Here is a 24,767-nt window from a genome sequence, read left to right on the forward strand (position 1 = left end):
CTTTTTGTCGTCCCATCGCGCCCCGGACCAGCGACGGCGCAGCCGGAACGCCGAGCCGGGGCCCAGGGGACAGTCCGGCGCAGCCGGCAATGCCCGACCGCCTTTCCGCTTGAGCCGCCTTCGGCGAACTCTTGCGCTGGGCCCCGGCTCGCATTCCGCTATCGCTGCATGCATCCGGGGCGCGAGGGTGGTGAGGGCACGCCGGCCGCATCACGGCGCCAGCCTTTGGTGGCCTCCCCGCCCGAAGGCGGGAAGGCCTTTCTCATCACGCCGCCAGTCCCTTGGCCAGCTCCATGGCCTGCCGCTCGAACAGGCGGCGGTAGAGGCCGCCTTCGCGGCGGACCAGCGTGTCGTGGTCGCCCTCCTCCACGATGCGGCCCCTGTCGAACACCATCAGGCGGTCGAGGGAGCGCACCGTGGACAGGCGGTGGGCGATGACCAGGGTGGTGCGCCCCACCATCAGCCGCTCCATGGCATCCTGGATCGCCGCCTCCGATTCCGAATCGAGGCTGGAGGTGGCCTCGTCCAGGATCAGGATGGGCGCGTCCGCGAGGAAGGCCCGGGCGATGGCGATGCGCTGGCGCTCGCCGCCGGAGAGCTTCACGCCCCGCTCGCCCACCAGCGTGCCGTAGCCGCGCGGCAGGCGAGCGATGAAGTCGGCCGCATTGGCCAGCTCCGCGGCCCGCCGGATGTCCTCGAACGAGGCATCAGGCCGGCCATAGGCGATGTTCTCCATCAGCGAGCGGTGGAACAGCACGGGCTCTTGCTGCACCACGGCGATGGCGCGACGCAGGGAGCCCTGCGTCACGTCCCGCACATCCTGCCCGTCCACGGTGACGCGGCCGGAGGTCACGTCGTGCATCCGCTGGATGAGCTTGACGAACGTGGTCTTGCCCGAGCCCGAATGCCCCACGAGGCCCACCCGCTCCCCCGCCGGAATGGTGACGGAGAGGTTCTCGTAGAGCGGCTTGTCGTGGCCGCCATAGTGGAAGGTCACGTTCTCGAACGCGATGGCCCCCTCCTTCACCTGCACCGGCACCGCCTTCGGGGCATCGGAGACGCCCACGGTCTGATGTTGGATCTCCACCAGCTCCTCCAGCTCGTTCATGGAGCGCTGGAGATTGTGGACGTGCATGCCGATGTCACGCAGGTAGGAGTGGATGACGAGGTAGGAGGTGAGCACATAGGCGACATCGCCCGCGCTCGCCTGCCCCTGATGCCACAGCACCAAAGCCGTGCCGATGATGGACGCCTGAAGCGCTACCAGGGCCAGAAGCTGCGCCGTGCCGGCCCAGGTGGCCGCCATCCAGGTGCGGTAGGTTCGGGCGTTCCACTTGCCGAGCACCCGCTCCAGCCGCTCCTCCTCGCGGGCCTCCGCGCCATAGCCCTTCACCACGGCGTTGCAGCCCACCGCATCCGCCAGCACGCCACCCACCCGGGTGTCCCACGCATTGGAGAGGCGCGCCGCCGGGGCGACGTAGTTCAGCGACAGCGTGAGCGTGAGCCCGATGAAGGCCACCGCCCCCACCGCCACCACGGCGCCCAGCACCGGCCAGTTCCAGCCGAGCAGCAGCGCCGTGCCGCCGAGCGCCACCACGGACGGGAACAGCGCCACCAGCAGGGTGTCGTGCAGCACGTCGAGGGACCACATGCCGCGCGAGATCTTGCGCACGGTGGAGCCGGCGAAGGACGAGGCGTGCCAGTCCGACGAGAAGCGCTGCACCCGCGCGAAAGCGTCCGCCGCCACGTCCGACATCATGCGCAAAGTGAGCCGCACGATGATGAAGTAGGTGACATGCCGCGCGCTCACCATCGTCACGCCGAGGCCGACGATGGCGAGGAAGGCCATGGTCGCAAGGTGCCAGGCCGTCTCCCGGTCGGCCAGCGACAAGGCGTCGATCAGCCGGCCGGCGAACAGCGGCACCAGCACCTCGGCGAGGGTGGAGACGAGGACGGCGGCCAGAGTGGCCGCGATGATGCCCTTCCGCTTCGCCCAATGGGTGAAGAGGAAGGCGAAGATGGCGCGGAACGACACCCCGCGCTTGTGGGTCTGGAACAACGACATGACACGATCCGGCCGCGCCGCATGGGGCGCCAGAGGCCGGTCCCTGATTCGAACGGGGACGCGCGGCGCATGGCGCCGCAGATGACGGGGTGACGCGGCGCGCGACGCCGCGAAAGGATGAGGACAGGGGCGCGTTAGCGGCGGCCCGCCCCGCGCAGGAGCGCAGGCGGGTGGCGGACCACGGGCCCCTGGATGTCCGAAAAGCTAGCGGCGGAAGCCGGGCTGGCGGGGAATCACATCCGTGCAACGGGCGCGGCGGAGAATGCCGCGTGGCACAGCAGGGGTGGAGAACGTGGTAGTGCTCATGGACGTGACCCCTCCCTGCCGGATGTTGATTCCGCGCGGCCCCGGAGCGGGGCGGCGCCTGCGGTAAGGACGGCCGATCTGCCGCGGTCCAGACCCTTTCGCAGGCGGCCATGAGACGCTAAGGTCGCGGCGCTTTTTTGGACAAGCATGGGCGGAACCATGGCGGACACCGGCATTCCCCACTTCTGCAACGACCTCGGCGTCACCGTCATCGAGGTGGGCAGCAAGGAATTCATGTGCATCGGTGCGAAGCCGCCCTTCGACCATCCGCACATCTTCATCGACCTCGGCGACGACGACGAGCACGTCTGCCCGTACTGCTCCACGCTCTACCGCTACAATCCGGCGCTCGCCGCCGGCGCGGCGAAGCCGGAAGCGGCCGTGTGGCACGGCGAGCCCGCGGCCAAATCCGCCGCGTGACGCGCCGGCCCGGTAACGGCCCGGCTCACACGACCCGCGGCCTGACCGCCGCTTTACACCCGTCTGACCCAATCCTGGGCCTGCTGCCCCCTGGCCTGATCCCCGCGGCCTGATCGCCGCCGCAAAGAAAGACTATCCGGCCGGCTCCTTCACGGAGCCGGGTCCTGCCATGGCCGATCCCATCCCCTTCCGGGCGAAACCCCGCACCGCCGCGCGCAGCGCCGTGGTGGTCGGCGCAGGCATCGGCGGGCTCGCCTGCGCCATCGCCCTGCGCCGTGCCGGCCTCACCGTCCAGGTGGTGGAGCAGGCGCGCAAGCTGCGCGAGGTGGGCGCCGGCCTCCAGCTCACGCCCAACGCCACCCGCATCATCCGCGAGTTCGGCCTGCTGCCGCGCCTCGAACAGGTGGCGGTCACGCCGCGCTCCCTCGATGTGAGGAGCGGCGCGAGCGGCGCCACCATCACCCGCGCCCATTACGGACCGGCCGCCGCGCGCTATGGCGCGCCCTTCCTCGTCGTGCACCGCGCAGATCTGCAGAACCTCCTCGCCGAGGCGGCGCAGGCCGAGGGCGTGCTGATCGCGCTGGGGTCCGAGCTCACCGCCGTGGAGCCCGCCTTCGGCGGCGTGCGGGCGGTGGTGAAGCAGGGCGAGAACCTCATCGCCCACGGTGCGGACATCCTGATCGGCGCCGATGGCGTGCGCTCGGCGGTGCGGGCGCATCTCGGCGTCGCGCGGCCGCCGGTGTTCGCCCAGCGCCTCGCCTACCGGGCCACCATTCCCGTGCCGGCCCGCCATCCGCCGGACGTGCGGCTCTATATGGGGCGCGATGCGCACCTCGTGGTCTATCCGGTGAAGGGCGGGGCGACGCTGAACCTCGTCGCCATCGTCAAGCACACCGAGCCGGTGGCCCGCTGGAGCGCGCCGGGCGACGGCGCCGCCGTCCACGCCGCCTTCGCCGACTGGGCGCCGGAGGTGCGCGAGCTGCTGAAGGCGGCGCCGCATTTCCTGTGCTGGGGCCTCTACGACATCGATCCCCTGCCCCGCTGGAGCACCGGGCGCGTGACGCTGCTGGGCGACGCCGCCCACGCCATGCTGCCCTTCCTCGCCCAGGGCGCGGCGCAGGGCATCGAGGATGCCGCGGCCCTCGCCCGCGCCCTCCAGAAGGAAACCGACGCCGCCACCGCCCTCAAGGCCTACGAGGCCGAGCGGCTCGGCCGCACCGCGCGCATCCAGTCGGAAGCGCGGCGCAACGGCATGGTCTACCACCTCTCCGGCGCCCCCCGCCTCGCCCGAGACCTGGTGCTGCGCCGGCAGGGCGCGGCGCTGCTGGATCGCTACGCGTGGATTTATAAGGCTTGAGGGGCGGGCCTCAGGCCCACTCATCGCTGCCATCCGCTGATTTCGCGCGTCATCGCCCGGCTCGTCCGGGCGATCCACCCCGCCGCCTGCGCGATGCCCCAAGGATTGCACCGGCCCAACCGTGGATCGCCCGGACGAACCGGGCGATGACGGGTGTGGGGAACCGCCTTCCGCACCCAAGGCTACCCCCCGCTGGACCTTCCGCGCGCGCCATGCTATCCGCCCGCCCCATTCTCGTGAGGGGACCATGGGCCTTCGGCTTCAGCGACGACGACCGAACACGCTGCGCATGCGCGCACGCGCCGTCACGCCCGCCTGAAGCCGGCCCGCCGAACTCGCGGGCCTTCTTGCCCTGCCTTGCGAGTTTTCCCCATGACCGAGCTTCCCTTGTCCATCGCCGTGGAGACGGCCGCCGACGATGCGGCCATCGACCGGCTGCATGAGCGCACCTTCGGCCCCGGCCGGTTCGCCCGCACCGCCTTCCGCATCCGCGAGCAGACGGGGCACGAGCGCGCCCTCTCCTTCACGGCGCGGGTCGGCACCATGCTGGTGGGATCGGTGCGACTCACGCGGATCTCCATCGGCGCCACGCCGGCCCTGCTGCTCGGCCCGCTCACGGTGGAGCCGCCGTTCCAGTCGGTGGGCATCGGCGCGCGGCTGATGGAGCACGCGCTGGACGTGGCGCGGGCGCAGGGCCACCGCCTCGTCGTGCTGGTGGGAGACGAGCCCTATTACGCCCGCTTCGGCTTCCGCCGCGTGCCCTTCGGCCAGGTGACGCTGCCCGGCCCGGTGGACCCCGGCCGCCTCCTCGTGGCCGAGCTGGCCGAGGGCGCCTTCGCCGGCGTGTCCGGCATGGTCAGCGGCAGCCGCTGACACGCGCCGGTTACGCCCTTGGTCTAAGGCACAACTGGCGGGGCGGCTCGCGCTCCGTTAGCGTGGTACCGAGATGCGAAACGGCCCGGCAGTACGCCGCTGGGCCGGGGAGGACGGCGCCGCCACGGCGCTGCCAAAGGCGTTCCCGCGCACCGCATCGGCGATGAAAGAGGGAGGAAGGACGATGACGTCTGGGATCATGCGGCACTCGCGCGCCCTGTTGGCGGCGGCGGCGATCGGCGCCCTGTTGACGGGCGCGGCCAAGGCCGAAGACACCACGGTGAAGCTCGGCGTGCTCAACGACATGTCCGGCGTCTACGCCGACATTTCCGGCCCCGGCTCGGTGGTCGCGGCGCAGATGGCGGCCGACGACTTCATGGCCAAGAACAAGGGCTTCAAGATCGAGGTCGTGGGTGCCGACCACCAGAACAAGCCGGACGTGGGCGCCTCCATCGCCCGCAAGTGGTATGATCAGGAGAATGTGGACGCCATTCTCGACGTGACCACCTCCTCGGTGGCGCTGGCGGTGAGCGACATCACCAAAGAGAAGAACAAGATCTTCCTCGTCTCCGGCGGCGGCACCTCCGACCTCACCGGCGCCAAGTGCTCGCCCAACACCGTGCACTGGACCTACGACACCTGGGCGCTCGCCAACGGCACCGGATCGGCCCTCACCAAGCAGGGCGGCTCGCCGTGGTTCTTCCTCGTGGCCGACTACGCCTTCGGCGCGGCGCTGGAGCGCGACGCCTCGGCGGCGGTGAAGGCGGCCGGCGGCAAGGTGGCGGGCAGCGTGAAGCACCCGCTCTCCACCACCGACTTCTCCTCCTTCCTGCTGCAGGCGCAGTCCTCCGGCGCCAAGGTCATCGGCCTCGCCAATGCCGGCAACGACCTCATCACCGCGGTGAAGCAGGCCTCCGAATTCGGCATCACCCAGGGCGGCCAGCAGCTCGCCGGCCTGCTCATCTTCTCGTCCGACGTGAAGGCCCTCGGCCTCCAGGCGGCGCAGGGCCTGGTGCTCACCGACGCCTTCTACTGGGACCTGAACGACGACACCCGCGCCTTCTCCAAGCGCTTCGGGGCCAAGTTCAACGGCAAGATGCCCACCAGCGCCCAGGCCGGCGTCTATTCCAGCGCCATGCACTATCTGAACGCCATCAAGGACGCCAAGACCAAGGACGCGCCCAAGGTGATGGAGCAGATGCGCGCCACCCCCATCAATGACCCGCTGTTCGGCAAGGGCGAGATCCGCATCGACGGCCGCGCCATCCACCCCATGTACCTCTTGAAGGTGAAGAAGCCCGCCGACAGCAAGGGCGAGTGGGACCTGTTCGAAGTGGTCTCCACCATCCCCGCCAACGAGGCCTTCCGCCCCCTCAAGGACGGCAACTGCCCGCTGGTGAAGTGAGCCGCGACGCTTAAGGGCCGGCGCCGCCTCGCGAGGGCGGCGCCGGCTTTTTGTTTGATGTCAGGCTCGTCAACGGTTCAGGCGGTTTTTCGCCCAACCTGTTGCAACGGGTTCGCCCTCACCGCGCCACCGCCAGCGCCACCGCGAGCACCGCAGCGATGGCGAGGTCGGAGACCATGGCGATGGTTTCGGTGCGGGTCTTGCCCGCCCGCAGCGCGTGCTTCACGCCGGCGAGGAGATAGAACAGCCCGCCGCCCACCGCCGCTGGCAGGAGGAAGGACGGAAAGGCGAGGGAGAGGAGGCCGAGGAGGCCGAAGGTCAGGTTGGCGAAGCCCAGCTCCTGCACGATCACCTGCGCCTTGGGATCCGAGATCTCGAAGATGGTCTCGGCCGTGAAGGCCGGCTGCGTCACCTGCTTCAGGCCGGCGAGGCCGAGCCGCGCGCCGACGCCCCAGACCACGAACCACTTCAGCACCACTGGCGCCAGCGGCCCACCCGCCACCAGCGCCTCGACAAGGATGCTCGCGAGCGGGGCGATCAGCATCAGCACGAGGATGGCGGCGAGATACATGGGGGGTCGCTCCCGGCGGGGGGCCGGGATGCTCCGGCGTTCCTCCAGAGTAGCGAACGCGGACCTGATTGGCAGTATCATCCCCCGCCTCGTGCGGGGGATCCACCCTGTGGCTGGGCCGGCTCTAGGCATTGAAGCGCTGGTAGAGCGGCGAAGTGGATGGCCCGGACGAGCCGGGCCATGACGGCGGTGAAGGGCCCAAGAGCGCGGCACGTCCCGGCACGGTCGCATCGTCCCAAGCCCAAAACGAAGAACGGCGGGCCGAGGCCCGCCGTTCGTTCATTTGCACTGTCGGAAGAACCCGCGGATCACTCCGCGGCTTCGACCTGCGGCCGGCCGCGGGCGAGGCGCTCGCGCTTGAGCAGTTCGGCCACCAGGAAGGCGGTCTCGATGGCCTGCTCGGCGTTGAGGCGCGGATCGCAATAGGTGTGGTAGCGGTCGCGCAGGTCCTCGTCCGAGATGGCGCGGGCGCCGCCGGTGCATTCGGTGACGTTCTTGCCCGTCATCTCCAGATGCACGCCGCCGGCGAAGGTGCCCTCGGCCGCATGGATGTCGAAGAAGGAGCGGATCTCCGACTGCACCCGCTCGAACGGGCGGGTCTTGTAGCCGGAGGCGGCCTTGATGGTGTTGCCGTGCATGGGATCGCACGACCACGCCACGGTGCGGCCTTCCTTCTCCACCGCGCGGATGAGGCCCGGCAGGTAGTCGCCCACCTTGTCGGCGCCGAAGCGGCAGATCAGCGTGATGCGGCCCGCCTCATTGTCCGGCTGGAGGATGTCCAGCAGACGGATGAGGCCCTCCGGGGAGATGGAGGGGCCGCACTTGATGCCGATCGGGTTGCGGATGCCGCGGAAGTACTCGACATGCGCATGGTCCGGCTGGCGGGTGCGGTCGCCGATCCACAAGAGGTGGCCGGAGGTCGCGTACCAGTCGCCCGACGTGGAATCGACGCGGGTCAGGGCCTGTTCGTAGCCAAGCAGGAGCGCCTCGTGGCTCGTGAAGAAATCCGTCGAGCTCATCTCGGGATGGCTCTTGGGATCGATCCCGCAGGCGCGCATGAAGTCCAGCGCCTCCGTGATCCGGTTCGCCAGTTCCTGATACCGCGAGGACTGGGGCGAATCCTTCACGAACCCCAGCATCCAAGCATGGGCGTTGGCGAGGTTGGCATAGCCGCCGTTGGCGAAGGCGCGCAGAAGGTTGAGCGTCGCCGCCGACTGGCGGTACGCATCGAGCTGCCGGCGCGGGTCCGGAATGCGGGCGGCTTCCGTGAAGGCGATGTCGTTGATGATGTCGCCGCGGTAGCTGGGCAGAGTCACGCCGTTCTCGGTCTCGGTGTCCGAGGACCGGGGCTTGGCGAACTGCCCGGCGATGCGGCCGACCTTCACCACCGGCGAGCCGCCGGCGAACGTCAGCACCACCGCCATCTGCAGGAAGACGCGGAAGAAATCGCGGATGTTGTCGGCCGAATGCTCGTCGAAGCTCTCGGCGCAGTCGCCGCCCTGCAAGAGGAAGGCTTCGCCGCGGGCGACCTTGGCGATCTCGGCCTTCAGGCGGCGCGCCTCACCTGCAAACACAAGCGGCGGGTAGGAGGCGAGCTTCTTCTCGACCTCCTCGAGCTGCGCCTTGTCTGGATAAGACGGCATCTGGAGGCCGGGATAAAATCGCCAGCTATCCGGACGCCAGCCTTCGGCGCGGCGGGGAGCCTCGGCGCCAGGGACGGGAGCGGACTGCGGGCGGGTCACCATTTGACTCTCCATTTGCATAAGGCCGGCCGGTTGTCCGGTCCGGTCCGTCCCGCTGGTGCGCCTCCGGCGTTCCTCTTGTGTTCGCGGGATCGGAACGCGGGCTTATACACGAAGCACGTGCGCACCGAAAGGATGCGGCGCAACGCAGGCGCGACGCCCCGCGAGATGGGACCGGAGGGGCTGTTTCCCCTCGAACCCTGCCCTGGCGCTCAGGCCGTCCGTCGAAGACTTCTCTGCGAGCCTTCTCTTGGCCGCACCCATCGCCTATGAGGGGACTGCGCCAGCGCGCGCCTTCCCTTGTGAGACGTGCGCGCCAGCGCACTTTGCCTCGTGAGACGTGCGCGCCAGCGCGCGTCTGCCGTTCCCTCCGGCACCGTCCTGAATGTCCGTGTCTGTTGCGGGACACGCCAACGCCCGAGCCTGTCATGTCACAGTCCCATCGCGCGCCGGCGCCAGCCCCCGCTTCTGCCCTGCGTCCGCGCGGTCCCGCGCCCGGGCAGCCCGGCTCGGTCGGTCCCGGTGCGGTGGAGTTCGTCGCGCTCATCGCCCTGCTCATGGGCATGACCGCCTTCTCCATCGACAATCTGCTGCCCGCCTTCGGCGCCATCCAGGCCGATTTCGCGCTGGACAATCCCAATCACGTGCAGGTGATGGTCTATGCCTACCTCATCGGCATCGGCGGCGCGCAGTTCTTCTACGGCCCCATCTCCGACGTGCTGGGGCGCCGCCCCATCCTGTTCGCCGGCCTCGCGATCTATGCGGCGGGCAGCCTCCTCGCCTTGTTCACCCGCGATTTCGACGTGCTCATCGTCGCCCGGCTGATCCAGGGCATGGGCGCGGCGGCGGGCCGGGTGCTGGCCATCGCCATCGTCCGCGACCGCTTCGAGGGCCGCGACATGGCGCGGATCATGTCGCTGAGCATGATGGTGTTCCTCACCGTGCCCATCATCGCGCCGGCGCTGGGCAGCCTCATCCTCGTGTTCGGCTCATGGCACCTCATCTTCGTGGCCATGCTGCTGCTGGCGCTCGCGCTGTTCGCCTGGTTCGGCCTCCGGATGCCGGAGACGCTGCATCCGGAATACCGCATCCCCTTCTCGATGCGCTCCATCGGCAAGGCGGCGATGCTCACCCTCACCACCCGCCGCTCGGTGGGCTATGCGGTGGCCATCGGGCTCATGATGGGCTCGCTGATGGCCTATGTGGGCTCGGCCTCGCAGGTGTTCCAGACCGACGTCTATCGCCTCGGCAACCTCTTCCCCGTCGCCTTCGCGGCGGTGGCGGGCATCATGGCGGTGGCCTCCTTCCTCAATGCCAGCCTCGTGCACCGGGTCGGCATGCGGCGGCTGTCCCATGGCGGCATCCTCGGCTTCATCGCGGCGGGCGGGCTGATGGTGGCCTCCAGCATCGTCTGGGACGGCAAGCCGCCGCTCGTGCTGTTCTGCGGGCTCGTGGCGGCGGGGCAGTTCCTGTTCGCGCTCACGGTGCCGAACTTCAATTCCATGGCCATGGAGCCCCTCGGCGCGGTGGCGGGCACCGCCTCCTCCTTCATCGGCGGCTTCACGACGCTGCTGTCCGCCGTGCTGGGCTTCATCGTCGGCAGCCATTTCGACGGTACCGTGCTGCCCCTCGCCATGGGCTATCTGGTGCTCGGCGCGCTGGCGCTGGTGTTCGTGCTGTGGGCGGAGAAGGGCAAGCTGTTCGGCCACCAGCATTAGTCGCCGCGCGGGAGGGGGCGGCCCCGCGCAGGGCTGCCCTGCGCCCGCCACGCCCAAGTGTGTCGGGGAACTGTCCGCGAGCCGTGGTAGAACACGCGCGACGCCGACACGCCTGCGCCATTCCGCGCCTGCCGATCGCACGACCCGAGGAGCCCCCATGCCCCAGCTCTCGCCCGAAGGCCAGGCGGCCATCAACGCCATCTCCCAGCGCACCGGCTTCAGCCCGGATGCCGTCACCTCCATGCTGTACTCGGTGATCGCCGGCAACGGCTCCATGGCCCAGTTCAACCACCCCGAATTCGGCGGCTCCGGCCAGTGGATGGCGGGCGGGATGACCATGGTCTCCGACATGTTCAACAGCTACCTCAAGGGCCGGGTGGACGGCCTGTGCAGCGAGCTGTCGAGCCTCGTCGCCAGCCAGCCCGGCCTCACCCAGAGCGGCAGCTTCCAGTCGCAGAACCAGGGCGGCGGCTATTCCGGCGGTGGCCAGTGGCAGACCAGCGGCGGCGGCGGGTTCGGCGGCAACATGGGCGGCAGCTTCGGGGGGAACATGGGCGGCAACCAGCCCAGCCTGTTCGTGCCGGATGCCTCCGGCAGCTTCAACTGGTGGCCGGCCGATCTCGGCCAGCCGGCCAGCACCGGCGCGCAGAACGGCGTGCGCTACGCCTATTTCCCCGGCACGCGCCGCCTCGCCATCGACCTCAACGGGCAGGTGACGGTCTATGACAGCCTCGATCACCAGATCGGCGGCTTCTCCCAGCAGCAGGGCGGATCGGGAAGCCTGACCTTCACCAGCCAGTACGGCACGGTGTTCGTCTCCAGCCTGCCCATCGTGAGCGGCGCGCCGCAGGCTCCGGCTTACGCCCCGCAGGCGCCTGTCTCCGCGCCCGTGTACGAGCCCGCGCCGCAGCCGCAGTCCTTCACGCCGCAGCCGCAGGCGTATGGCACCGCCCAGCCTCTGGGCCAGAGCGAGATCATCTCCGCCATCGAAAAGCTGGCCGATCTCCACGCCAAGGGCATCCTCAGCGACCAGGAATTCAGCACCAAGAAGGCCGAGCTGCTCAGCCGGCTGTGAGGTAAGCGTCGGGCGGCCGTCGCACCGGCGTCGCCCGCCCTCCCCGCGTCCTCCCATCCCTTACCGCCGTCATGGCCGGGCTTGTCCCGGCCATCCACGTCGGGCCGATGGCGCCACAGCCCGAAGCTCTACTCCCAGCCGTTCCACGTGGATGCCCGGCACGAGGCCGGGCATGACGACATTGCAGCCTCGATAGCGCGTCACCTGCCCCTCACGACGCCTTCGTGCGCAGCGTCACCAACTCCTCGGCCGCGGTCGGATGCACGGCGATGGTGCGGTCGAAATCAGCCTTGGTCGCCTTCAGCCCCATGGCCACGGCGGCAAGCTGGATCATCTCGGCGGCGGCCTCGCCCATGATGTGGACGCCGAGCACCCGGTCGGTCTCCCCATCCACGATCAGCTTCATGAAGTTGCGGGTCTCGCGGCCGGAGAGGGTCGCCTTCAGCGGGCGGAAGGTGGTCTTGTAGATGTCCACCGGCCGCCCGGCGGCCCGCGCCGCCTCTTCCGTGCAGCCCACGGTGCCGATCTCCGGCTCGGAGAAGACGGCGGTGGCGACGAGGGAATGGTCCACCGTCCACGGCTTGTTGCCGAACACCGTATCGGCGAAGGCGTGGCCCTCGCGGATGGCGACGGGGGTGAGGTTGATGCGGTTGGTGATGTCGCCCACCGCATAGATGGAGGGCACGTTGGTGCGGCTGTGCGCGTCCACGATCACCGCGCCCAGCGGGTCGAGCGCCACGCCCACCGCCTCGAGGCCCAGATTGCGGGTGCTGGGGATGCGGCCGATGGCGAGCATTACCTCGTCCACCTCCAGCTCCGAACCATCGGAGAGGACCACCTTCTTGCCGCCGGAGATGGCCTCGATGGAGGCCAGCGTCTTGCCGCTGACGAGCTTGATGCCGGCGCGCGTCATCTCGGTTTCCAGATGATCGCGCAGTTCCATGTCGAAGCCGCGCAGCACCTTGTCGCCGCGATAGACCAAAGTCACCTCGGCGCCCAGCGACCGGAACAGGCCGGCGAACTCCACCGCGATGTAGCCCGCGCCCTGGATCAGGATGCGGTCGGGGAAGCTGCGAAGATTGAACGCCTCGTTGGAGGTGATGGCCAGCTCGCAGCCGGGAATCTGCGGCCCGAGCGCGGGATGGGCGCCGGTGGCGAGCAGGATGTGGCGCGCCGCCACCTCCTCGCCGGTGTCGAGGATGCGGACGAGATTCGGCCCCGCCACCACCGCGCGGGAGGCGACGATCTCCACCCCGGCGGCCTCGGCATTGCGCTTGTAGATGCCTTCGAGCCGGGCGATCTCCTTGTCCTTGTTGGCCACCAGCGTCAGCCAGTCGAACTCGGGCGCGCTGACCCGCCAGCCGAAGCCGGCCATGTCGTCGATGTCGTGGGCGTAGCGGCCGGCATAGACGAACAGCTTCTTGGGCACGCAGCCGCGGATGACGCAGGTGCCGCCCATGCGGTATTCCTCCGCCATCATCACCTTGGCGCCGTGCTGGGCCGCGATGCGGCCGGCGCGCACGCCCCCCGAGCCGCCGCCGATCACGAACAGGTCCACCTCGCGCTGTGTCATGTGTTGGCTCCCGCCAGATCCCGATGCGTGGCCGGTGACTTGAAGGAGCCTCGCCGGGGCGTCAAGCAAACTCGCCGTGGGCTGCCCTCCCCGGACAAGCGACACCGCAGGTGGAGCGCCGATCCGGGGTCCAGGGAAAAGGTCGGCGAAGCCGGCACGCGCTGGCCGAACCTGCCAAATTGAGCCGCCTTCGGCGACATGTCGCGCTGGGCCACGGCTCTCCTTCCACTGCGCTGCGCTCCGTTCCAGTCGGCCGAGGCGCGAAGCCGGTCCGAAATGGGACGGAAGGCTCGCAAGCCGCCGGCCGGCCGCTTGCCGCGTTTGCACATAGGTGCTTCAACGCGGCAGCCAATCCGGACGCCCATCGATACGCAAGGCATGCACGACACCGAGATTCCCCCGCTCTGGCTGAAGAGCGCGCCGGCCGCGACGGGTCGCGCGGGCTTCGCTTTGCCCGCTGTGCTGCGGCTGCGCGCGCGGCGGGGGGCCCTCGCCATCGTGCTCTCGGGCGAGGGTGCTGACGCCCCCCTGCCCTTCACCTTCGCCACCACAACGGGCGCGGGCGACGGCGAGACGCTGCTGCCCGGCGTGCCCACGGTTGCACTGCTGCCAGCCGGGGCGACGCGCATCGAGGTCGCGGGGGCGCCGCCCGGTTTCCGGCTGGGCTATTACCCGGTCCACAAGGTGGCGCTGAAGCTGCACGCCTTCGCCAACGGCCGGTTTGAAGGCCTCGGCCTGCCGCGCCGCTGGAAGGCGGCCGGCACCGCCGCCCGCACCCTGCGCGGGGCGCTTCATGCCCTCGTCTCCGCCGCGCCCGCCCGCCGCCGGGCTGAGGCGGCGCGCTACCGCGCCTTCCGCGCCCGCTTCGTCGGCGACTTCGCCGAGCTGCCGGCACCCGGCGCGGCGCCCCGGCTGAGCCTGCTCACCGATGGCGGCAGCGCCAGCGCAGCGAACCTTTCCGCCTGTGCTGCCGCCCTCGCCGCGCAGACCGACCGGACTTTCGAGTGGGTGGTGGCCCTCCCCCCCGACGCTCCGACCGCCCTCACGCAAGCCGCCGCCGGCGCGCGTATCGTGACGGCCGAGGGCGGCCCCGCCCAGCGCATTGCCGCCGCGCTCAATGCTGCCGAGGGCGGGCTGGTGCTGTTCCTCGATGCCGGCGCGCAGCCGACGCGGGACGCGGTGGCGCTGATCCGCGATGCATTCGCCAAGCACCCCGACTGCGCCCTCGCCTATGCCGACGAGGAGCGGCTGGACGACGGCGGCGCGCCGCTCCACGGCGTCTATCACCCCGCCTTCAACCGGCATCTGCTGGAGTCCTCAGGCTATCTCAGGCGCTTCGCCGCTTTGCCCCGCGTGGACGCCCTGCGCCTCGGCCTCGATCCGGCCACCGGGCCGGCCGCCGTGTTCGACCTGCTGCTGCGCCACGCCTCCGCATTGCCCGACGCCCGCATCCGCCATGTGCCCCGCGTGGCGGTGGGGCTGAAGGATCATCCGCCCGGCTTCGCGCCGGAGGAGATCGAGGCGGCCGCCGCCGCCCTCGCCCGGCTGCGCGGTGTCGAGGTCGAGACCATCGGCCGGCATCTGCGTCCGCTCTATCCCACGCCCGCGACGGCCCCGCTCGTCTCCATCGTCGTGCCCACCCGCGACCGTGCGGCGCTGCTCGCCGTGGCGCTGCGCTCGCTCATCGCGCGGACCGCTTACCGCGCCTTCGAGATCATCATCGTCGACAACGGCTCGGTGGAGCCGGCGACCTTCGCTTTGTTCGAGGAGATCAAGGCCTTGTGGCCCGCAACCGTGGTGGTGCGGGATGACGGCGACTTCAACTTCCCCCGCATCTGCAACCTCGGCGTCGATGCGGCGCAAGGCGAGATGATCCTCCTGCTCAACAACGACGTGGAGGTGATCGACGCCGGTTGGCTGGACGAGATGGTCGCCCTCGCCGCCCTCCCCGGCGCCGGGATCGTCGGGGCGAAGCTGCTGTTTCCCGATCGCACCATCCAGCATGCGGGCGTGATTGCCGGGCTGTTTCGCTATGCGGACCACTGGTTCGCCCATAACGCCGCCGATGCGCCGGGCTATGAGGATCGGCTGCGCGTGCGGCAGAACCTCTCGGCCGTCACCGCCGCCTGCCTCCTCATCCGCCGCGACGTATGGGACACCATCGGCCCGCTGGACGCCGAGCGCTTCGCCGAGGATTGCAACGACATCGATTTGTGCCTGAGGGCGCGGCGGGCGGGCTTTGAGGTGGTGTGGACGCCGTTCGCCACCCTCCTCCACTACGAATCCGCCTCACGCGGCAAGAAGCGCTCGCGCGAGCACCGGGCGCGGCTGAAGGCGCAGCGGGCGCGCATGGAGGCCATCTGGCACACCTCCACGCTGGTGGACCCGCACTACAGCCCGAACCTCGACCGCAAGAGCCTGTTCGCCGCGGAGGCCGAGGCGCCGGAAGGCCCGCGCACGCCGCGCACGGGCGGGGTCTAGGCGGGAGCGAAGGATCAGGGGGAGAGCCGTCATCCCCCGGTTTATCCGGGGGATCCACGGGGTGGCCGGGCCGGCTTTCCGTTTCTCGCACCGGACCGACGGCGGGGTGGATGCCCCGGACGAGCCGGGGCATGACGGCGCAAAGGGATGACGGTGCCAAAATGAAAAAGGCCGGCCCCAGCGGGACCGGCCTTTTCCGGACCTTTGAAACCGCCGCGCGATCAGAGATCGACACCGCGCTTCTTCATCTCGGCGCGCACGCGCTCCACGGCCTGGGCGTTGATCTGCGCGCCCCACACCTGGATGCCCTGCACCGCTTCCTGCACGATCACCGGACGGTCCTGCACCAGCTTGATGCCGGTGGGGCTGCGGAAGAAGGCGATGGCCTCCTTCAGCTCCGCCTCGGTGAAGCGGGTGGCGTAGGAGGTGGCGAGGATGTCGATGACCTCGGCCTGACGCTTCTCGAACTCGGGCCGCACCAGCACCGCCACTTCGCGCAGCTGCTTGGCGAGGTCGGGGTTGGTCTGGAGGAAGGAGAGGGCCGCGCCGTCCACGATGTTCGGAATGACGCCGTCGAAGGCCCGCGCCTCGCCGTTGGCGGTCACCAGATCGCGCGCGAGCTGGAGCAGCGCCGGGGACGGTTTGGCCGCGGGCGCGGCGGCGGGGGGAACCGGACGTGTCTGGGCCTCGGCCACCGGCGCGAGGAGCGCGGCGGCCGGAACCGACAGGGCCGCAGCGAGGAAAAGCTGCCGGACGAAGCGGCCGGAAAGGGGGTGACGCATGGAAGTCTCCGGAAAGGGAAGAAGCTAGAAGCTGCCGGGCTCCAGCTCGGTGATGCCGTCCTTGCCCGCGAGCACGGCGCGCCGGGCGAGGCCGATGAACAGGCCGTGCTCGACGACACCGGCCACCTGCGCCACCGCTGCGGCCAGCGCGGCGGGGTCGGGAATGCGGCCGAGATGGGCGTCGAGGATCAGGTGCCCCTGATCGGTGACGAAAGGATGACCGTCGCCGTCGCGTCGCACGGTGATGTCACCGGCGCAGCCGGCGCTGCGGATCGCCTCGATGACCTGGCGGGTGATGGCACCGACGCCGAAATCCACCACCTCGATGGGCAGCGGGAAGCGGCCGAGCACGTCCACCTTCTTGGTGGCGTCGGCGATGACGATCATCTCGCGCGCGGCGCTGGCGACGATCTTCTCGCGCAGCAGCGCGCCACCGCCGCCCTTGATGAGGGCGAGGCCGGGGCCGATCTCGTCCGCGCCGTCGATGCACAGATCGAGCGGGCCGGCCTCGTCCAGCGTGGCGATCGGCACGCCGAGGGACACCGCCTGGGCTAAAGTCTGCTCGGAGGTGGGCACGCCGAGCACGGTGAGGCCGCCGTGCACCTTCTCGGCCAGAAGCTCGACGAAATGCCGGGCCGTGGAGCCGGTGCCGAGGCCGAGGCGCATGCCGTCGGTCACGTAGGTCAGAGCATGGGCGGCGGCCCGGCGCTTCAGGTCTTCGGCGTGGACCATTGGATTTCTGCCTCGATTTCCTTGAAACGTCGCCGCGCGCCGGCCCGACGGGCCTTGCCGCAACGGCGCTTCTTTTCTGGCGGAACGGTTTCAGCCGCCCCTGCTCCGGCTCTAGCCCCGATCGGCGCCGCCGACAAGCCGGCGCGGTGCCTCAGCGCGCCGCCGGGGTGCAGACGAGGCTCGAATCCGTGCCGCCCGCGGCGCGCGCGGTCTCCCGCACGTAGCAGATGCTCATCTCGCCGGTGTCGCGATTGACCCGGAAGATGCCCGTTTCCCCTTCGTAATGGGTGGGCATGAGCGCGTAATTGCCGGCCTTCTGCGGCCCCGCGCCCTCGCCCTGGGCGAAGCAGAAGGTGACGCCCACGCCGGCCGCGTTGGGCCGCTCGAACTGGCAGACGTTCATCTCGCCGGTCTGGCGGTTGATGCCGTAGACGCGGTTGGCCTGGGCGGAGGGGGGCGCGGCGAACTCGAATCCGGGCCCGTTCGCCCCCTGTGCGGCCGCGGGCTGGGCGACGACGGCGCCGATCCCGCCGAGACCGGCGGCGGCGACCGCCACCGCGAGCAGCACCACCGGGTTGCGGCGCGCCGCGCGCCCGGTGCGAAGGGGAGTGGTCCGCATTCATGCCTCCTGACTGTTCCGCCGTCGGCCTTAGCCGACAGGCCGCGCGCCCGGGCGCAGCCGTGAACTGCGCGCCGGGGCCGCAGCCCTCGAATCCCCGCGACGCTGGCGCGAAAAAGCGGCAGGATTTAAGGCAGAAGGCGAGGATATCCTCCTCATCGCCCCTTTCCCCGCTGCCGGCGCGAGCGCAACGGAAGGGGCAGCCGACCGGAACCTGCGGATATCATCTGCCCCGATACCGCCACGCTGAAGGACCGCGCCCGATGACCCAACTCACACAGCCCGCCCCCCGCCCGCAAGCCGCGCGCCCTCTTGTGGCGTTCGATCTCGACGGGACGCTGGTGGACACCGCGCCCGACCTGCTCGACGCCCTCGACCTGGTGCTCTCCGCCCACAAGATCCCGCCCGTGGACCGCGCCGAGGCGCGCAACATGATCGGCGGCGGGGCGCGCCTCCTCATCGTGCGGGCGCTGAAGAGCGAGGGCATCGCGCTGCCGGACGACGAGATCGCCGCCATGACGCAGCGCTTCATCGCCCATTACGCCGAGAACATCGCCGTGGGCTCGCGCCCCTTCCCCGGCCTTCTGGAGGCGCTGGACCGGCTGGAGGCCAAGGGCGTGGCGCTGGCGGTGTGCACCAACAAGCTGGAGCACCTCGCCCGCCTGCTGCTCGACGCGCTGGAGCTGACGCCGCGCTTCGCCGTCATCACCGGCGCCGACACCTATCCCCGCTCCAAGCCCGATCCGCTGCCGCTCCTCTCCACCATCTCGGCGGCGGGGGCGGACGTGGCGCGCTCCATCATGGTGGGCGACAGCATCACCGACGTGCTCACCGCCCGCGCCACCGGCGTGCCGGTGGTGGCCGTCTCCTTCGGCTATACGGAGACGCCCCCCGGCGAACTCGGCGCCGACCGGCTGATCCACCATTTCGACCAGCTGGAAGAGGCGGTGGACGCCTTGCTGGCCAACGCTTCGGCGTAGGTTCCGGCCGGGCGTAGGCGCGGGTGTCGGCCCGAATGATCCACAGGCAGGCGCGGTCCTCGTCGCGCCCGCCCTTGACAGGGGAGGCCCTGCGGCTCTAAACGGCCCTCCTCGCAATGGCGCGGGCGATTAGCTCAGCGGGAGAGCACTCCCTTCACACGGGAGGGGTCGCAGGTTCAATCCCTGCATCGCCCACCATTCCGCGCTCAACTCAAGAAAGTAGAGATCGATCAGGCTCACCAGAGCGCAGAAAGATGCATGCGTCACGGCGCAATCCGCCCCTTCCATGCTGTCCCGTCGCAAAATTCCTTATGCGGTAATTGCACCGAATGGAATTGCTCTCCGACCGCCCCGCTACACCAGCCCCCTCGAATAACAGCTGGAGCATTGACGTATCTGTCTACATTCTGTAGACAGATGGAGCACTGCACATAGCGCAGGGCCATCGCCAACTTCAGTGGGCGATGGGTATAGAGAAGGAGCTACTCTATGTCCGCTACTGACCCAGAAATCAGTGCCGCAATTGATATCTTTCGGGCCGAAATGCACAATTATATTGATCGATCATTCGATAAATTAAAAGATAAATTGATTACCGAACCTTCTGTTACCGCGCCAAAACTTCCGACAAATGAAGCATGCCAAGACCCAGCAAACAAGATTGGAAGCAATTTAACCGAACGCGGCGCTGAAATTCTCTACAGACTATTTGATCATGGCGCAGGTTATAACCGAGCGTCGAAAGCTCTCGGTATTACCCAGACCGCAGCTCGCAACCGTAAGGGCTTGTGGGAAAAGTTGGGTGGCATGAATCGTAAGCGTGTGCACCTTCCGGGCATCGATTGACCTGCACATCAAATTTGAAGAAGCTACCCCATCTTAGACAAGGATGAGCTCGCGCTGGGGCAAAGACCCGGCGCGAGAAGCGCCGCGCCGGAGCCGTCAGCGGCAGCCGCACTCGTAGTCTTTCGCGCCCACTTCCTTGCCGCCATAGCCCACGTAGCAGGCGTTGGACCATTTGGGCTTGAGATTGTAGCCGGGGCGGACGCCGTTCATGTTGGCGGCACAGACGTAGAACTTGTCCTACATCACCTGATTGCGGGGCGTGTACACGCCGGTCTAGATCGCCGTGAGGCCGGCGGCGTCGCAGACCTGATCGCAGGAGGGGCCGTTCGCCGCTTTCCATTGCACATCGTCGGCCGCGAAGCCGGATGTAGCGGACAGCGTCGGTGCGGCGAGCGACGCTGCGACAAGAAGAGCCTTCAGGTTGTCAGTGTTCCCCCGGATGGATCGCCCTACCCTCCCGAAGGACACCGGCATGTTGCTCCCGGCTTGGCCGTGGACAATCGCGCGCGCCCGGCCGGGCCAATAAAAAACCCCGCCGGCGGACCGGCGGGGTTTTCGCGGAGAGACGTGCGGCGCCCTATTCGGCGGCGCGCATGTTCAGCTTGGCCTCGGCGAGGCCGGTGAGCTTGGCGTCGGCGGCCTTTTCCTCGTCCAGGTTGCGCTGGAGCACGGCGGCGCAGTCGTTGCGGCCGAGCTGCTTGGCCCAGGCGATGAGGGTGCCGTAGCGGGTGATCTCGTAATGCTCCACCGCCTGCGCGGCGGCGGCGAGGGCCGCGTCCAGCACTTCCTGGTCCGCCACCTCGGAGGCGATCTCCTCGGCCTCCGCGATGATGCCGTCGATGGCCGGGCACTTCACCGTGCTGGCCTCGACGCCATGCATGCGGAACACTTCCTCAAGCCGCTTCACATGCCCCTCGGTCTCGCCGAGATGGAACTGGAAGGCCTGGCGAAGCGTGGAATTCTGCGCCTTCTCGATCATGGTCGGAAGCGCCTTCAGGATGCGCTTCTCGGCATAATAGATGTCGCGCAGCGTGTGGACGAACAGGTCGTCCATGGAATGGATGTCCTTGGAGAAAAAGCCCATGTGGCACCTCCCGGAAGAATGAATGGAGAGGGGGCGCGACCTCTCTCTTGGAGTAGAGGGCGATTCACCGAGCGGATCGAAATCCGCCCGGATCGCGCTCCAGGCCGCGCCCCGTTCAGCCTCAGCGCTGGCCCTTGCGGCCGGCGTCCGAAGCGGCGTCGGGAGCCTGCGGGGAGCGCTTCTCCTCCGGCATGCCCTGCCCGGCCTTGCGGCCCGGTTCGGCCGCGCGCTCGCGGTCCTGGGCGTTGCCCGAGCCGCCCTGCTGGCCGCGATCGTGCTCCTGCTGGCTCTGCTGGCGGTTGTCGCCGCCCTGTCCGCCCTGCTGGCGGTTCTGGGCGGCCTGCTCGGCGCCCTTGCGGCCGGCCTCGGAGGCGCGCTCGCGATCGTTCTCGAAGTTCCCGGATCCGCCCTGCTGACGAGTGTTCATCGGTTCGTATCCTCTCTTGTGTCCCCGTCAGAGAACGGAGGGCGGGGAGGATGGTTCCGATGACAAACATTACAAAACAGAAGCAATCATGGCCTTAATGTGCAGCTCGAGCCCGACGCGGACGCCTTCCGAAAAGTAATAGATCACAAATATCGCACAGCTTGACCGTTCACAACTTGAACGGAACGGCACCGCCGCCAAGCGTGACTGCACACCGGAAACAGAAATGCCCGGCACGGGGCCGGGCATTTCGCGAGATCAGGAAAGCGGCACAGCTTCAGCCGCCCGCGCGGCACCCGGGGCCGACGGCCTCAGTTGTCGTCGGCGGCGCTCACGTCGTCGAGGGCGAGGTTGGTGCAGGAGAGGCTACCGTCCGGCTCGTCGAACGCCGTCTGGGTCAGGAAGCTGCACCGCGTGCCTTCGGCGGCGGCGATGTAGGAGACGAGGCGGTGGCTGATGGCCGCCACCTGCGTGGAATCATCGGCCGGCTTGAAGGCGGCATCCGCCGGCGCCTGCGGGCCGGACTTCTTCGCCACCTTGAGATCGATGACGAGGGGCACCAGCGACACCGATGCGGCCGTATCCGCCGGCGTCACCACCGGCTGGAGCAGCACGGTGAACTGGTCCCAATTGCCCTTGGCGAGGCGGCTCGCCTCGGATTCGGCGGAGACGGTCGCCTTGTAGGCCGGCCCCGCCTCGCCCGGCACCACCGATCCCGCCACCTTGAACTTGCGCGTGCCGTTGCCGCCCTCGGGCGCGGCGCCGGAGAGGACGCGCGCCAGCATGGCGTCGCCATAGGCCTTCAGCTTCGCCTCGGACACCTTGTCGCCGTCCATCAGCTTGGCGCGCGGAACGGCGGCGAACGCCATCTCCCCGCACACGGAGGGCAGCGTGACGGTGGCCACCAGCGGCACCTTGCGCAGCTCCTGCGCGATCTTCGCCTCCGCGCCCAGCGGCACGGCCACATCCACCGAAACGTCGTCGCCGTCGCGGGCGGCGAGGCGCAGGCGGCTCCAGGCCTCCTTCAGCTTCACTTTCGCGGTGCCGCCCTGCTGGGGCGTGACCACGAGATCGATCTCGGCAAGCTCGGCAGGCGCCACCGGCGTGCGGGCGAGGTCGGCCGCCTTGAGGTCCACGGCGAGGCCGCCGGTGACGAGGCCGCACCAATTGTCCTCGTCGTGCTGGAGCACCAGCGCCGGCTCGGAGAAGCCGCCTTCCGGGCGGAACACCGTCACCGCCGCGAGGCCGGGGATGGCGGCCGTCTCCTCATAGATGTGGTGCAGGCCGCGCTGGTTCTCGGTGAAGGCGAGGGCGTAGCTGTCGTCCCCCTGGCCGATGGTGAGCTTCAGCGCCCCGCCGGCCAGCGTGCCGGACACCGGAATCGCGGCCCGCGCATCGCCCGACGGCGGCGCGAGGGTGCCGGAGACCTTGCCGGCGCCGTCCACATCGAGGGTGGCGATGGCCGCCCGGTACGGCTTGAAGAAAGGAAGCCCCAGCACCATGAAGCGCTCGCTGGCGGCATCGGCCACCGTCGGCATGACGAGCGCGGGCACGAGCGCAAGGGCGGAAAGGGCGGCGAGAACCGTCCGGCGGTGGGCGGTGCGTGTCACGGCTGAGGTGCGCATTCCGTCGCCTCTCCTTGTGATGCTGGTCTTCGATTCGAGCTGTGCTGTGCTAGGCGTTGTATAGCACTGCCACATGGCGCCCCAAAGGCGGCGGCCGGTCGGCCGGTAGCAGGAAGGCGATGGCCTGGGAACAGCCGTCGCGCCCCGGACAAGCGACGGCTTAGCCGGATCGCTGATCCGGGGCCCAGCGCAAGGGTACGCCGCAGGCGGCTCAAGCGGAAACGCTGTCGGGGCATGGCCGGCTTCGCCGACTTTTCCCCTGGACCCCGGCTCGGCGCTCCGGCTGCGCCGTCGCTGGTCCGGGGCAAGAACCGTTTCCACCCCTTAAGCCCGCGCCCTGTCGATGCTAAAGCGGTCGCCGAACACCTCGCGCCGGAACCCTGCCATGACCACCCCTCCCCCCGCCGACCGCGAGGTCCGCCGCATCCTCACCCCCGATGGCGTCGGCATCGCCAGCGCCGCCTTCGGCCCGCCCGAGGGAACGCCGGTGGTGTTCATCCATGGCTTCTCCCAATCCGGCCTGTGCTGGAACCGGCAGACATCCAGCCCGGCGCTGGCCGGCCTGCGGCTCGTCACCTACGATTTCCGCGGCCATGGCGCCTCCGACCGTCCGTCCGATCCCGCCGCCTACCAGTCGGCCGAGGTGTGGGCGGGGGAGCTTGATGCGGTGATCCGCGGCTGGGGGCTGGAGCGGCCGGTGCTGGTGGGCTGGTCCTATGCCGGGCGCATCATCGGCGATTATCTGGCGGTGCATGGCACGGCGGGCATCGGCGGCATCGTCTTCGTGGATGCCGTGACCGCCAACGAGCGCCGCTTCTACGGCACCTGCAACCGGCTGATGCGCCTCATGTGCAGCACGGATGTGGAGGAGAACATCGCGGCCACCCGCACCTTCCTGCGCCGCTGCTTCGCCGCCCCCATCCCCCAGCCGCTGTTCGAGCAATTGCTGGCGGTGAACATGATGGTGCCGCAGCAGGTGCGCTCCGCCCTGTTCGGCCGGACGGCGGAATATGAAGACCTGTTGAAGCGCCTCGACGTGCCGGTGCTGGTGGCCCAGGGCGCGCTGGACGAGGTGGTGGCCCCGGCCATGGCGGAGCATATCGCCGCGACCATTCCCGGCGCCCGGCTGGACCTTTATGCGGGGGTCGGCCACGCCCCCTTCATCGAGGCGGCGGACCGCTTCAACGCCACGCTCGCGGCCTTTGCTGCCGCTGCGGCAGCAACTTCAGGGATGGTAGCACGTTAGGAGAAGACGGCTTCACACTCCCGTGGGACGGGAACCCGTTCGCCACAAAGCGGTTGCAGTCTTGTCCGTTTTGTGGCGACAAAGCGGTGTTGCCGACGTTTCCGGGCGTGCTCGATGGTCGTTCGCGCTCCGGTCCATCCGAGACGCAGAGCCATGATGAAGCTGAAATCGCTTGTTTTCGCAGGCATCGCCGCGCTGGTGGCGACGGGCTCGGCCAAGGCCGACGATCGCTACGACATCTTCAATTTCAACAAGTTCTTCGGTGGCGGCAATGTCGGCGTGGTGGGCAGCACTTCGCCCATCGGCCGCCAGATGGTCTCCATCGACCCGAAATATGCGCCGGGCAACATCGTCATCATGACCTCGGAGCGCCGCCTTTATTATGTGACGGCGCGGGGCCAGGCCATCCGCTACGGCATCGGCGTCGGCCGCGACGGCTTCCGCTGGTCCGGCGTGAAGACGGTGAGCGCCAAGAAGGAATGGCCCTCCTGGACGCCCCCCTCCCAGATGCTGAAGCGCCGCCCCGATCTGCCCCGCTACATGCCCGGTGGCATCGACAACCCGCTCGGCGCCCGCGCCATGTATCTCGGCTCCAGCCTCTACCGCATCCACGGCTCCAACGAGCCGGAGACCATCGGGCAGGCGGTGTCGTCGGGCTGCTTCCGCATGACCAATGACGACGTGGTGGACCTCTACAACCGCGTGCGCGTGGGCGCGACCGTCTACGTGCTGCGCTGATCTTCCATCGAGGCACGAAAGTCGAGGCACGAAAAAGGCCCGACCGTCTTGCGACGACCGGGCCTTTTCTTGTCAACGCCGAGATTCTTGTCAGCGACAAGA

At 69.2% G+C, this 24,767-nt stretch carries 21 protein-coding genes and 1 tRNA gene; 12 read left to right on the plus strand and 10 right to left on the minus strand.

Going from position 1 to position 24,767, the window contains the following annotated elements; all coding sequences use genetic code 11:
• Window positions 1-265 precede the first annotated feature (265 nt).
• The gene (locus A37E_RS0124720; protein ID WP_029559057.1) at window positions 266-2,065 is read right to left on the minus strand and encodes an ABC transporter ATP-binding protein; all 1,800 of its coding nucleotides are present in this window, start codon (window positions 2,063-2,065) and stop codon (window positions 266-268) included.
• A gap of 465 nt (window positions 2,066-2,530) precedes the next feature.
• Between A37E_RS0124720 and A37E_RS0124725 the strand changes: the two genes are divergently transcribed.
• From A37E_RS0124725 to A37E_RS0124740, 4 genes are all read left to right on the plus strand, one after another.
• Window positions 2,531-2,791: a zinc-finger domain-containing protein gene (locus A37E_RS0124725; protein ID WP_024278328.1), complete on the plus strand. Its 261-nt coding sequence runs from the start codon at window positions 2,531-2,533 to the stop codon at window positions 2,789-2,791.
• A gap of 169 nt (window positions 2,792-2,960) precedes the next feature.
• Window positions 2,961-4,148 (plus strand): FAD-dependent monooxygenase, encoded by a 1,188-nt coding sequence (locus tag A37E_RS0124730; protein WP_051679324.1) that lies wholly within the window; start codon window positions 2,961-2,963, stop codon window positions 4,146-4,148.
• A gap of 372 nt (window positions 4,149-4,520) precedes the next feature.
• A complete protein-coding gene (locus A37E_RS0124735) occupies window positions 4,521-5,021 on the plus strand; it encodes an N-acetyltransferase (RefSeq protein WP_029559059.1) in 501 nt (166 codons plus the stop codon).
• A gap of 184 nt (window positions 5,022-5,205) precedes the next feature.
• On the plus strand, window positions 5,206-6,426 hold the full coding sequence (locus A37E_RS0124740) for an ABC transporter substrate-binding protein (protein ID WP_245279416.1): 1,221 nt from the start codon (window positions 5,206-5,208) through the stop codon (window positions 6,424-6,426).
• Between the two features lie 118 nt (window positions 6,427-6,544).
• Here the strand turns inward: A37E_RS0124740 and A37E_RS0124745 are convergent, their stop codons facing one another.
• Together A37E_RS0124745 and A37E_RS0124750 are read right to left on the minus strand one after the other, a co-directional pair.
• Window positions 6,545-6,997 carry a DUF6790 family protein gene (locus A37E_RS0124745; RefSeq protein WP_029559061.1) on the minus strand — a complete coding sequence of 151 codons (453 nt, stop codon included), beginning with the start codon at window positions 6,995-6,997 and terminating at the stop codon, window positions 6,545-6,547.
• Window positions 6,998-7,305: 308 nt separating this feature from the next.
• Window positions 7,306-8,742: a 3-deoxy-7-phosphoheptulonate synthase class II gene (locus A37E_RS0124750; protein ID WP_029559062.1), complete on the minus strand. Its 1,437-nt coding sequence runs from the start codon at window positions 8,740-8,742 to the stop codon at window positions 7,306-7,308.
• A gap of 425 nt (window positions 8,743-9,167) precedes the next feature.
• Between A37E_RS0124750 and A37E_RS0124755 the strand changes: the two genes are divergently transcribed.
• Together A37E_RS0124755 and A37E_RS0124760 are read left to right on the plus strand one after the other, a co-directional pair.
• A complete protein-coding gene (locus A37E_RS0124755) occupies window positions 9,168-10,457 on the plus strand; it encodes a multidrug effflux MFS transporter (protein WP_029559063.1) in 1,290 nt (429 codons plus the stop codon).
• 157 nt (window positions 10,458-10,614) lie between these two features.
• On the plus strand, window positions 10,615-11,532 hold the full coding sequence (locus tag A37E_RS0124760) for an SHOCT domain-containing protein (protein ID WP_029559064.1): 918 nt from the start codon (window positions 10,615-10,617) through the stop codon (window positions 11,530-11,532).
• Window positions 11,533-11,743: 211 nt separating this feature from the next.
• On the opposite strand, the gene gor is transcribed toward A37E_RS0124760, so the two are convergent.
• Complete coding sequence (gene gor / locus A37E_RS0124765) at window positions 11,744-13,105, minus strand: glutathione-disulfide reductase (RefSeq protein WP_029559065.1); 1,362 nt, start codon at window positions 13,103-13,105, stop codon at window positions 11,744-11,746.
• A gap of 378 nt (window positions 13,106-13,483) precedes the next feature.
• Here gor and A37E_RS26220 point away from each other — a divergent pair, with 378 nt between their 5' ends.
• Entirely contained in the window at window positions 13,484-15,586 is a 2,103-nt protein-coding gene (locus tag A37E_RS26220) for a glycosyltransferase family 2 protein (RefSeq protein WP_051679325.1), read from the plus strand.
• Window positions 15,587-15,807: 221 nt separating this feature from the next.
• On the opposite strand, the gene A37E_RS0124775 is transcribed toward A37E_RS26220, so the two are convergent.
• The 3 genes from A37E_RS0124775 to A37E_RS0124785 form a co-directional block, all read right to left on the minus strand.
• Window positions 15,808-16,368, minus strand: a complete 561-nt coding sequence (locus A37E_RS0124775) for a DUF2059 domain-containing protein (protein WP_029559067.1) — start codon at window positions 16,366-16,368, stop codon at window positions 15,808-15,810.
• A 24-nt stretch (window positions 16,369-16,392) separates the two neighbouring features.
• Window positions 16,393-17,100: a ribose-5-phosphate isomerase RpiA gene (gene rpiA / locus A37E_RS0124780; RefSeq protein WP_024278317.1), complete on the minus strand. Its 708-nt coding sequence runs from the start codon at window positions 17,098-17,100 to the stop codon at window positions 16,393-16,395.
• A 151-nt stretch (window positions 17,101-17,251) separates the two neighbouring features.
• The gene (locus A37E_RS0124785; RefSeq protein WP_051679326.1) at window positions 17,252-17,719 is read right to left on the minus strand and encodes a hypothetical protein; all 468 of its coding nucleotides are present in this window, start codon (window positions 17,717-17,719) and stop codon (window positions 17,252-17,254) included.
• A 263-nt stretch (window positions 17,720-17,982) separates the two neighbouring features.
• On the opposite strand from A37E_RS0124785, the gene gph reads away from it, so the two are divergent.
• The 3 genes from gph (at window position 17,983) to A37E_RS27115 (ending at window position 19,545) form a co-directional block, all read left to right on the plus strand.
• Complete coding sequence (gph, locus tag A37E_RS0124790) at window positions 17,983-18,699, plus strand: phosphoglycolate phosphatase (protein ID WP_051679327.1); 717 nt, start codon at window positions 17,983-17,985, stop codon at window positions 18,697-18,699.
• Between the two features lie 123 nt (window positions 18,700-18,822).
• A tRNA-Val gene (locus tag A37E_RS0124795) sits at window positions 18,823-18,897 on the plus strand.
• A gap of 291 nt (window positions 18,898-19,188) precedes the next feature.
• Window positions 19,189-19,545: a hypothetical protein gene (locus A37E_RS27115; RefSeq protein ID WP_156026420.1), complete on the plus strand. Its 357-nt coding sequence runs from the start codon at window positions 19,189-19,191 to the stop codon at window positions 19,543-19,545.
• A gap of 577 nt (window positions 19,546-20,122) precedes the next feature.
• On the opposite strand, the gene A37E_RS0124810 is transcribed toward A37E_RS27115, so the two are convergent.
• The 3 genes from A37E_RS0124810 to A37E_RS0124820 all read right to left on the minus strand — a co-directional run bounded on the left by A37E_RS0124810 (window position 20,123) and on the right by A37E_RS0124820 (window position 22,681).
• Entirely contained in the window at window positions 20,123-20,629 is a 507-nt protein-coding gene (locus tag A37E_RS0124810; protein ID WP_029559072.1) for a ferritin-like domain-containing protein, read from the minus strand.
• A gap of 121 nt (window positions 20,630-20,750) precedes the next feature.
• Window positions 20,751-21,056, minus strand: coding sequence for a KGG domain-containing protein (locus A37E_RS0124815; RefSeq protein ID WP_029559073.1), 306 nt, complete (start codon window positions 21,054-21,056; stop codon window positions 20,751-20,753).
• A gap of 311 nt (window positions 21,057-21,367) precedes the next feature.
• Entirely contained in the window at window positions 21,368-22,681 is a 1,314-nt protein-coding gene (locus tag A37E_RS0124820; RefSeq protein WP_024278311.1) for a hypothetical protein, read from the minus strand.
• Window positions 22,682-23,066: 385 nt separating this feature from the next.
• On the opposite strand from A37E_RS0124820, the gene A37E_RS0124825 reads away from it, so the two are divergent.
• On the plus strand, window positions 23,067-23,927 hold the full coding sequence (locus A37E_RS0124825; protein WP_038193680.1) for an alpha/beta hydrolase: 861 nt from the start codon (window positions 23,067-23,069) through the stop codon (window positions 23,925-23,927).
• Window positions 23,928-24,080: 153 nt separating this feature from the next.
• Window positions 24,081-24,665 (plus strand): L,D-transpeptidase, encoded by a 585-nt coding sequence (locus tag A37E_RS0124830; protein ID WP_029559075.1) that lies wholly within the window; start codon window positions 24,081-24,083, stop codon window positions 24,663-24,665.
• Window positions 24,666-24,767: the final 102 nt, after the last annotated feature.

The organism is Xanthobacter sp. 91, from assembly GCF_000702385.1.
GTDB lineage: Bacteria > Pseudomonadota > Alphaproteobacteria > Rhizobiales > Xanthobacteraceae > Xanthobacter > Xanthobacter aminoxidans.

Bases quoted from the DNA above. Each gene is read 5' to 3' on its own strand.
- A37E_RS0124720 (WP_029559057.1), bottom strand. From the start codon at position 2,065: ATGTCGTTGTTCCAGACCCACAAGCGCGGGGTGTCGTTCCGCGCCATC.
- A37E_RS0124725 (WP_024278328.1), top strand. From the start codon at position 2,531: ATGGCGGACACCGGCATTCCCCACTTCTGCAACGACCTCGGCGTCACC.
- A37E_RS0124730 (WP_051679324.1), top strand. From the start codon at position 2,961: ATGGCCGATCCCATCCCCTTCCGGGCGAAACCCCGCACCGCCGCGCGC.
- A37E_RS0124735 (WP_029559059.1), top strand. From the start codon at position 4,521: ATGACCGAGCTTCCCTTGTCCATCGCCGTGGAGACGGCCGCCGACGAT.
- A37E_RS0124740 (WP_245279416.1), top strand. From the start codon at position 5,206: ATGACGTCTGGGATCATGCGGCACTCGCGCGCCCTGTTGGCGGCGGCG.
- A37E_RS0124745 (WP_029559061.1), bottom strand. From the start codon at position 6,997: ATGTATCTCGCCGCCATCCTCGTGCTGATGCTGATCGCCCCGCTCGCG.
- A37E_RS0124750 (WP_029559062.1), bottom strand. From the start codon at position 8,742: ATGGTGACCCGCCCGCAGTCCGCTCCCGTCCCTGGCGCCGAGGCTCCC.
- A37E_RS0124755 (WP_029559063.1), top strand. From the start codon at position 9,168: ATGTCACAGTCCCATCGCGCGCCGGCGCCAGCCCCCGCTTCTGCCCTG.
- A37E_RS0124760 (WP_029559064.1), top strand. From the start codon at position 10,615: ATGCCCCAGCTCTCGCCCGAAGGCCAGGCGGCCATCAACGCCATCTCC.
- gor (WP_029559065.1), bottom strand. From the start codon at position 13,105: ATGACACAGCGCGAGGTGGACCTGTTCGTGATCGGCGGCGGCTCGGGG.
- A37E_RS26220 (WP_051679325.1), top strand. From the start codon at position 13,484: ATGCACGACACCGAGATTCCCCCGCTCTGGCTGAAGAGCGCGCCGGCC.
- A37E_RS0124775 (WP_029559067.1), bottom strand. From the start codon at position 16,368: ATGCGTCACCCCCTTTCCGGCCGCTTCGTCCGGCAGCTTTTCCTCGCT.
- rpiA (WP_024278317.1), bottom strand. From the start codon at position 17,100: ATGGTCCACGCCGAAGACCTGAAGCGCCGGGCCGCCGCCCATGCTCTG.
- A37E_RS0124785 (WP_051679326.1), bottom strand. From the start codon at position 17,719: ATGCGGACCACTCCCCTTCGCACCGGGCGCGCGGCGCGCCGCAACCCG.
- gph (WP_051679327.1), top strand. From the start codon at position 17,983: ATGACCCAACTCACACAGCCCGCCCCCCGCCCGCAAGCCGCGCGCCCT.
- A37E_RS27115 (WP_156026420.1), top strand. From the start codon at position 19,189: ATGTCCGCTACTGACCCAGAAATCAGTGCCGCAATTGATATCTTTCGG.
- A37E_RS0124810 (WP_029559072.1), bottom strand. From the start codon at position 20,629: ATGGGCTTTTTCTCCAAGGACATCCATTCCATGGACGACCTGTTCGTC.
- A37E_RS0124815 (WP_029559073.1), bottom strand. From the start codon at position 21,056: ATGAACACTCGTCAGCAGGGCGGATCCGGGAACTTCGAGAACGATCGC.
- A37E_RS0124820 (WP_024278311.1), bottom strand. From the start codon at position 22,681: ATGCGCACCTCAGCCGTGACACGCACCGCCCACCGCCGGACGGTTCTC.
- A37E_RS0124825 (WP_038193680.1), top strand. From the start codon at position 23,067: ATGACCACCCCTCCCCCCGCCGACCGCGAGGTCCGCCGCATCCTCACC.
- A37E_RS0124830 (WP_029559075.1), top strand. From the start codon at position 24,081: ATGATGAAGCTGAAATCGCTTGTTTTCGCAGGCATCGCCGCGCTGGTG.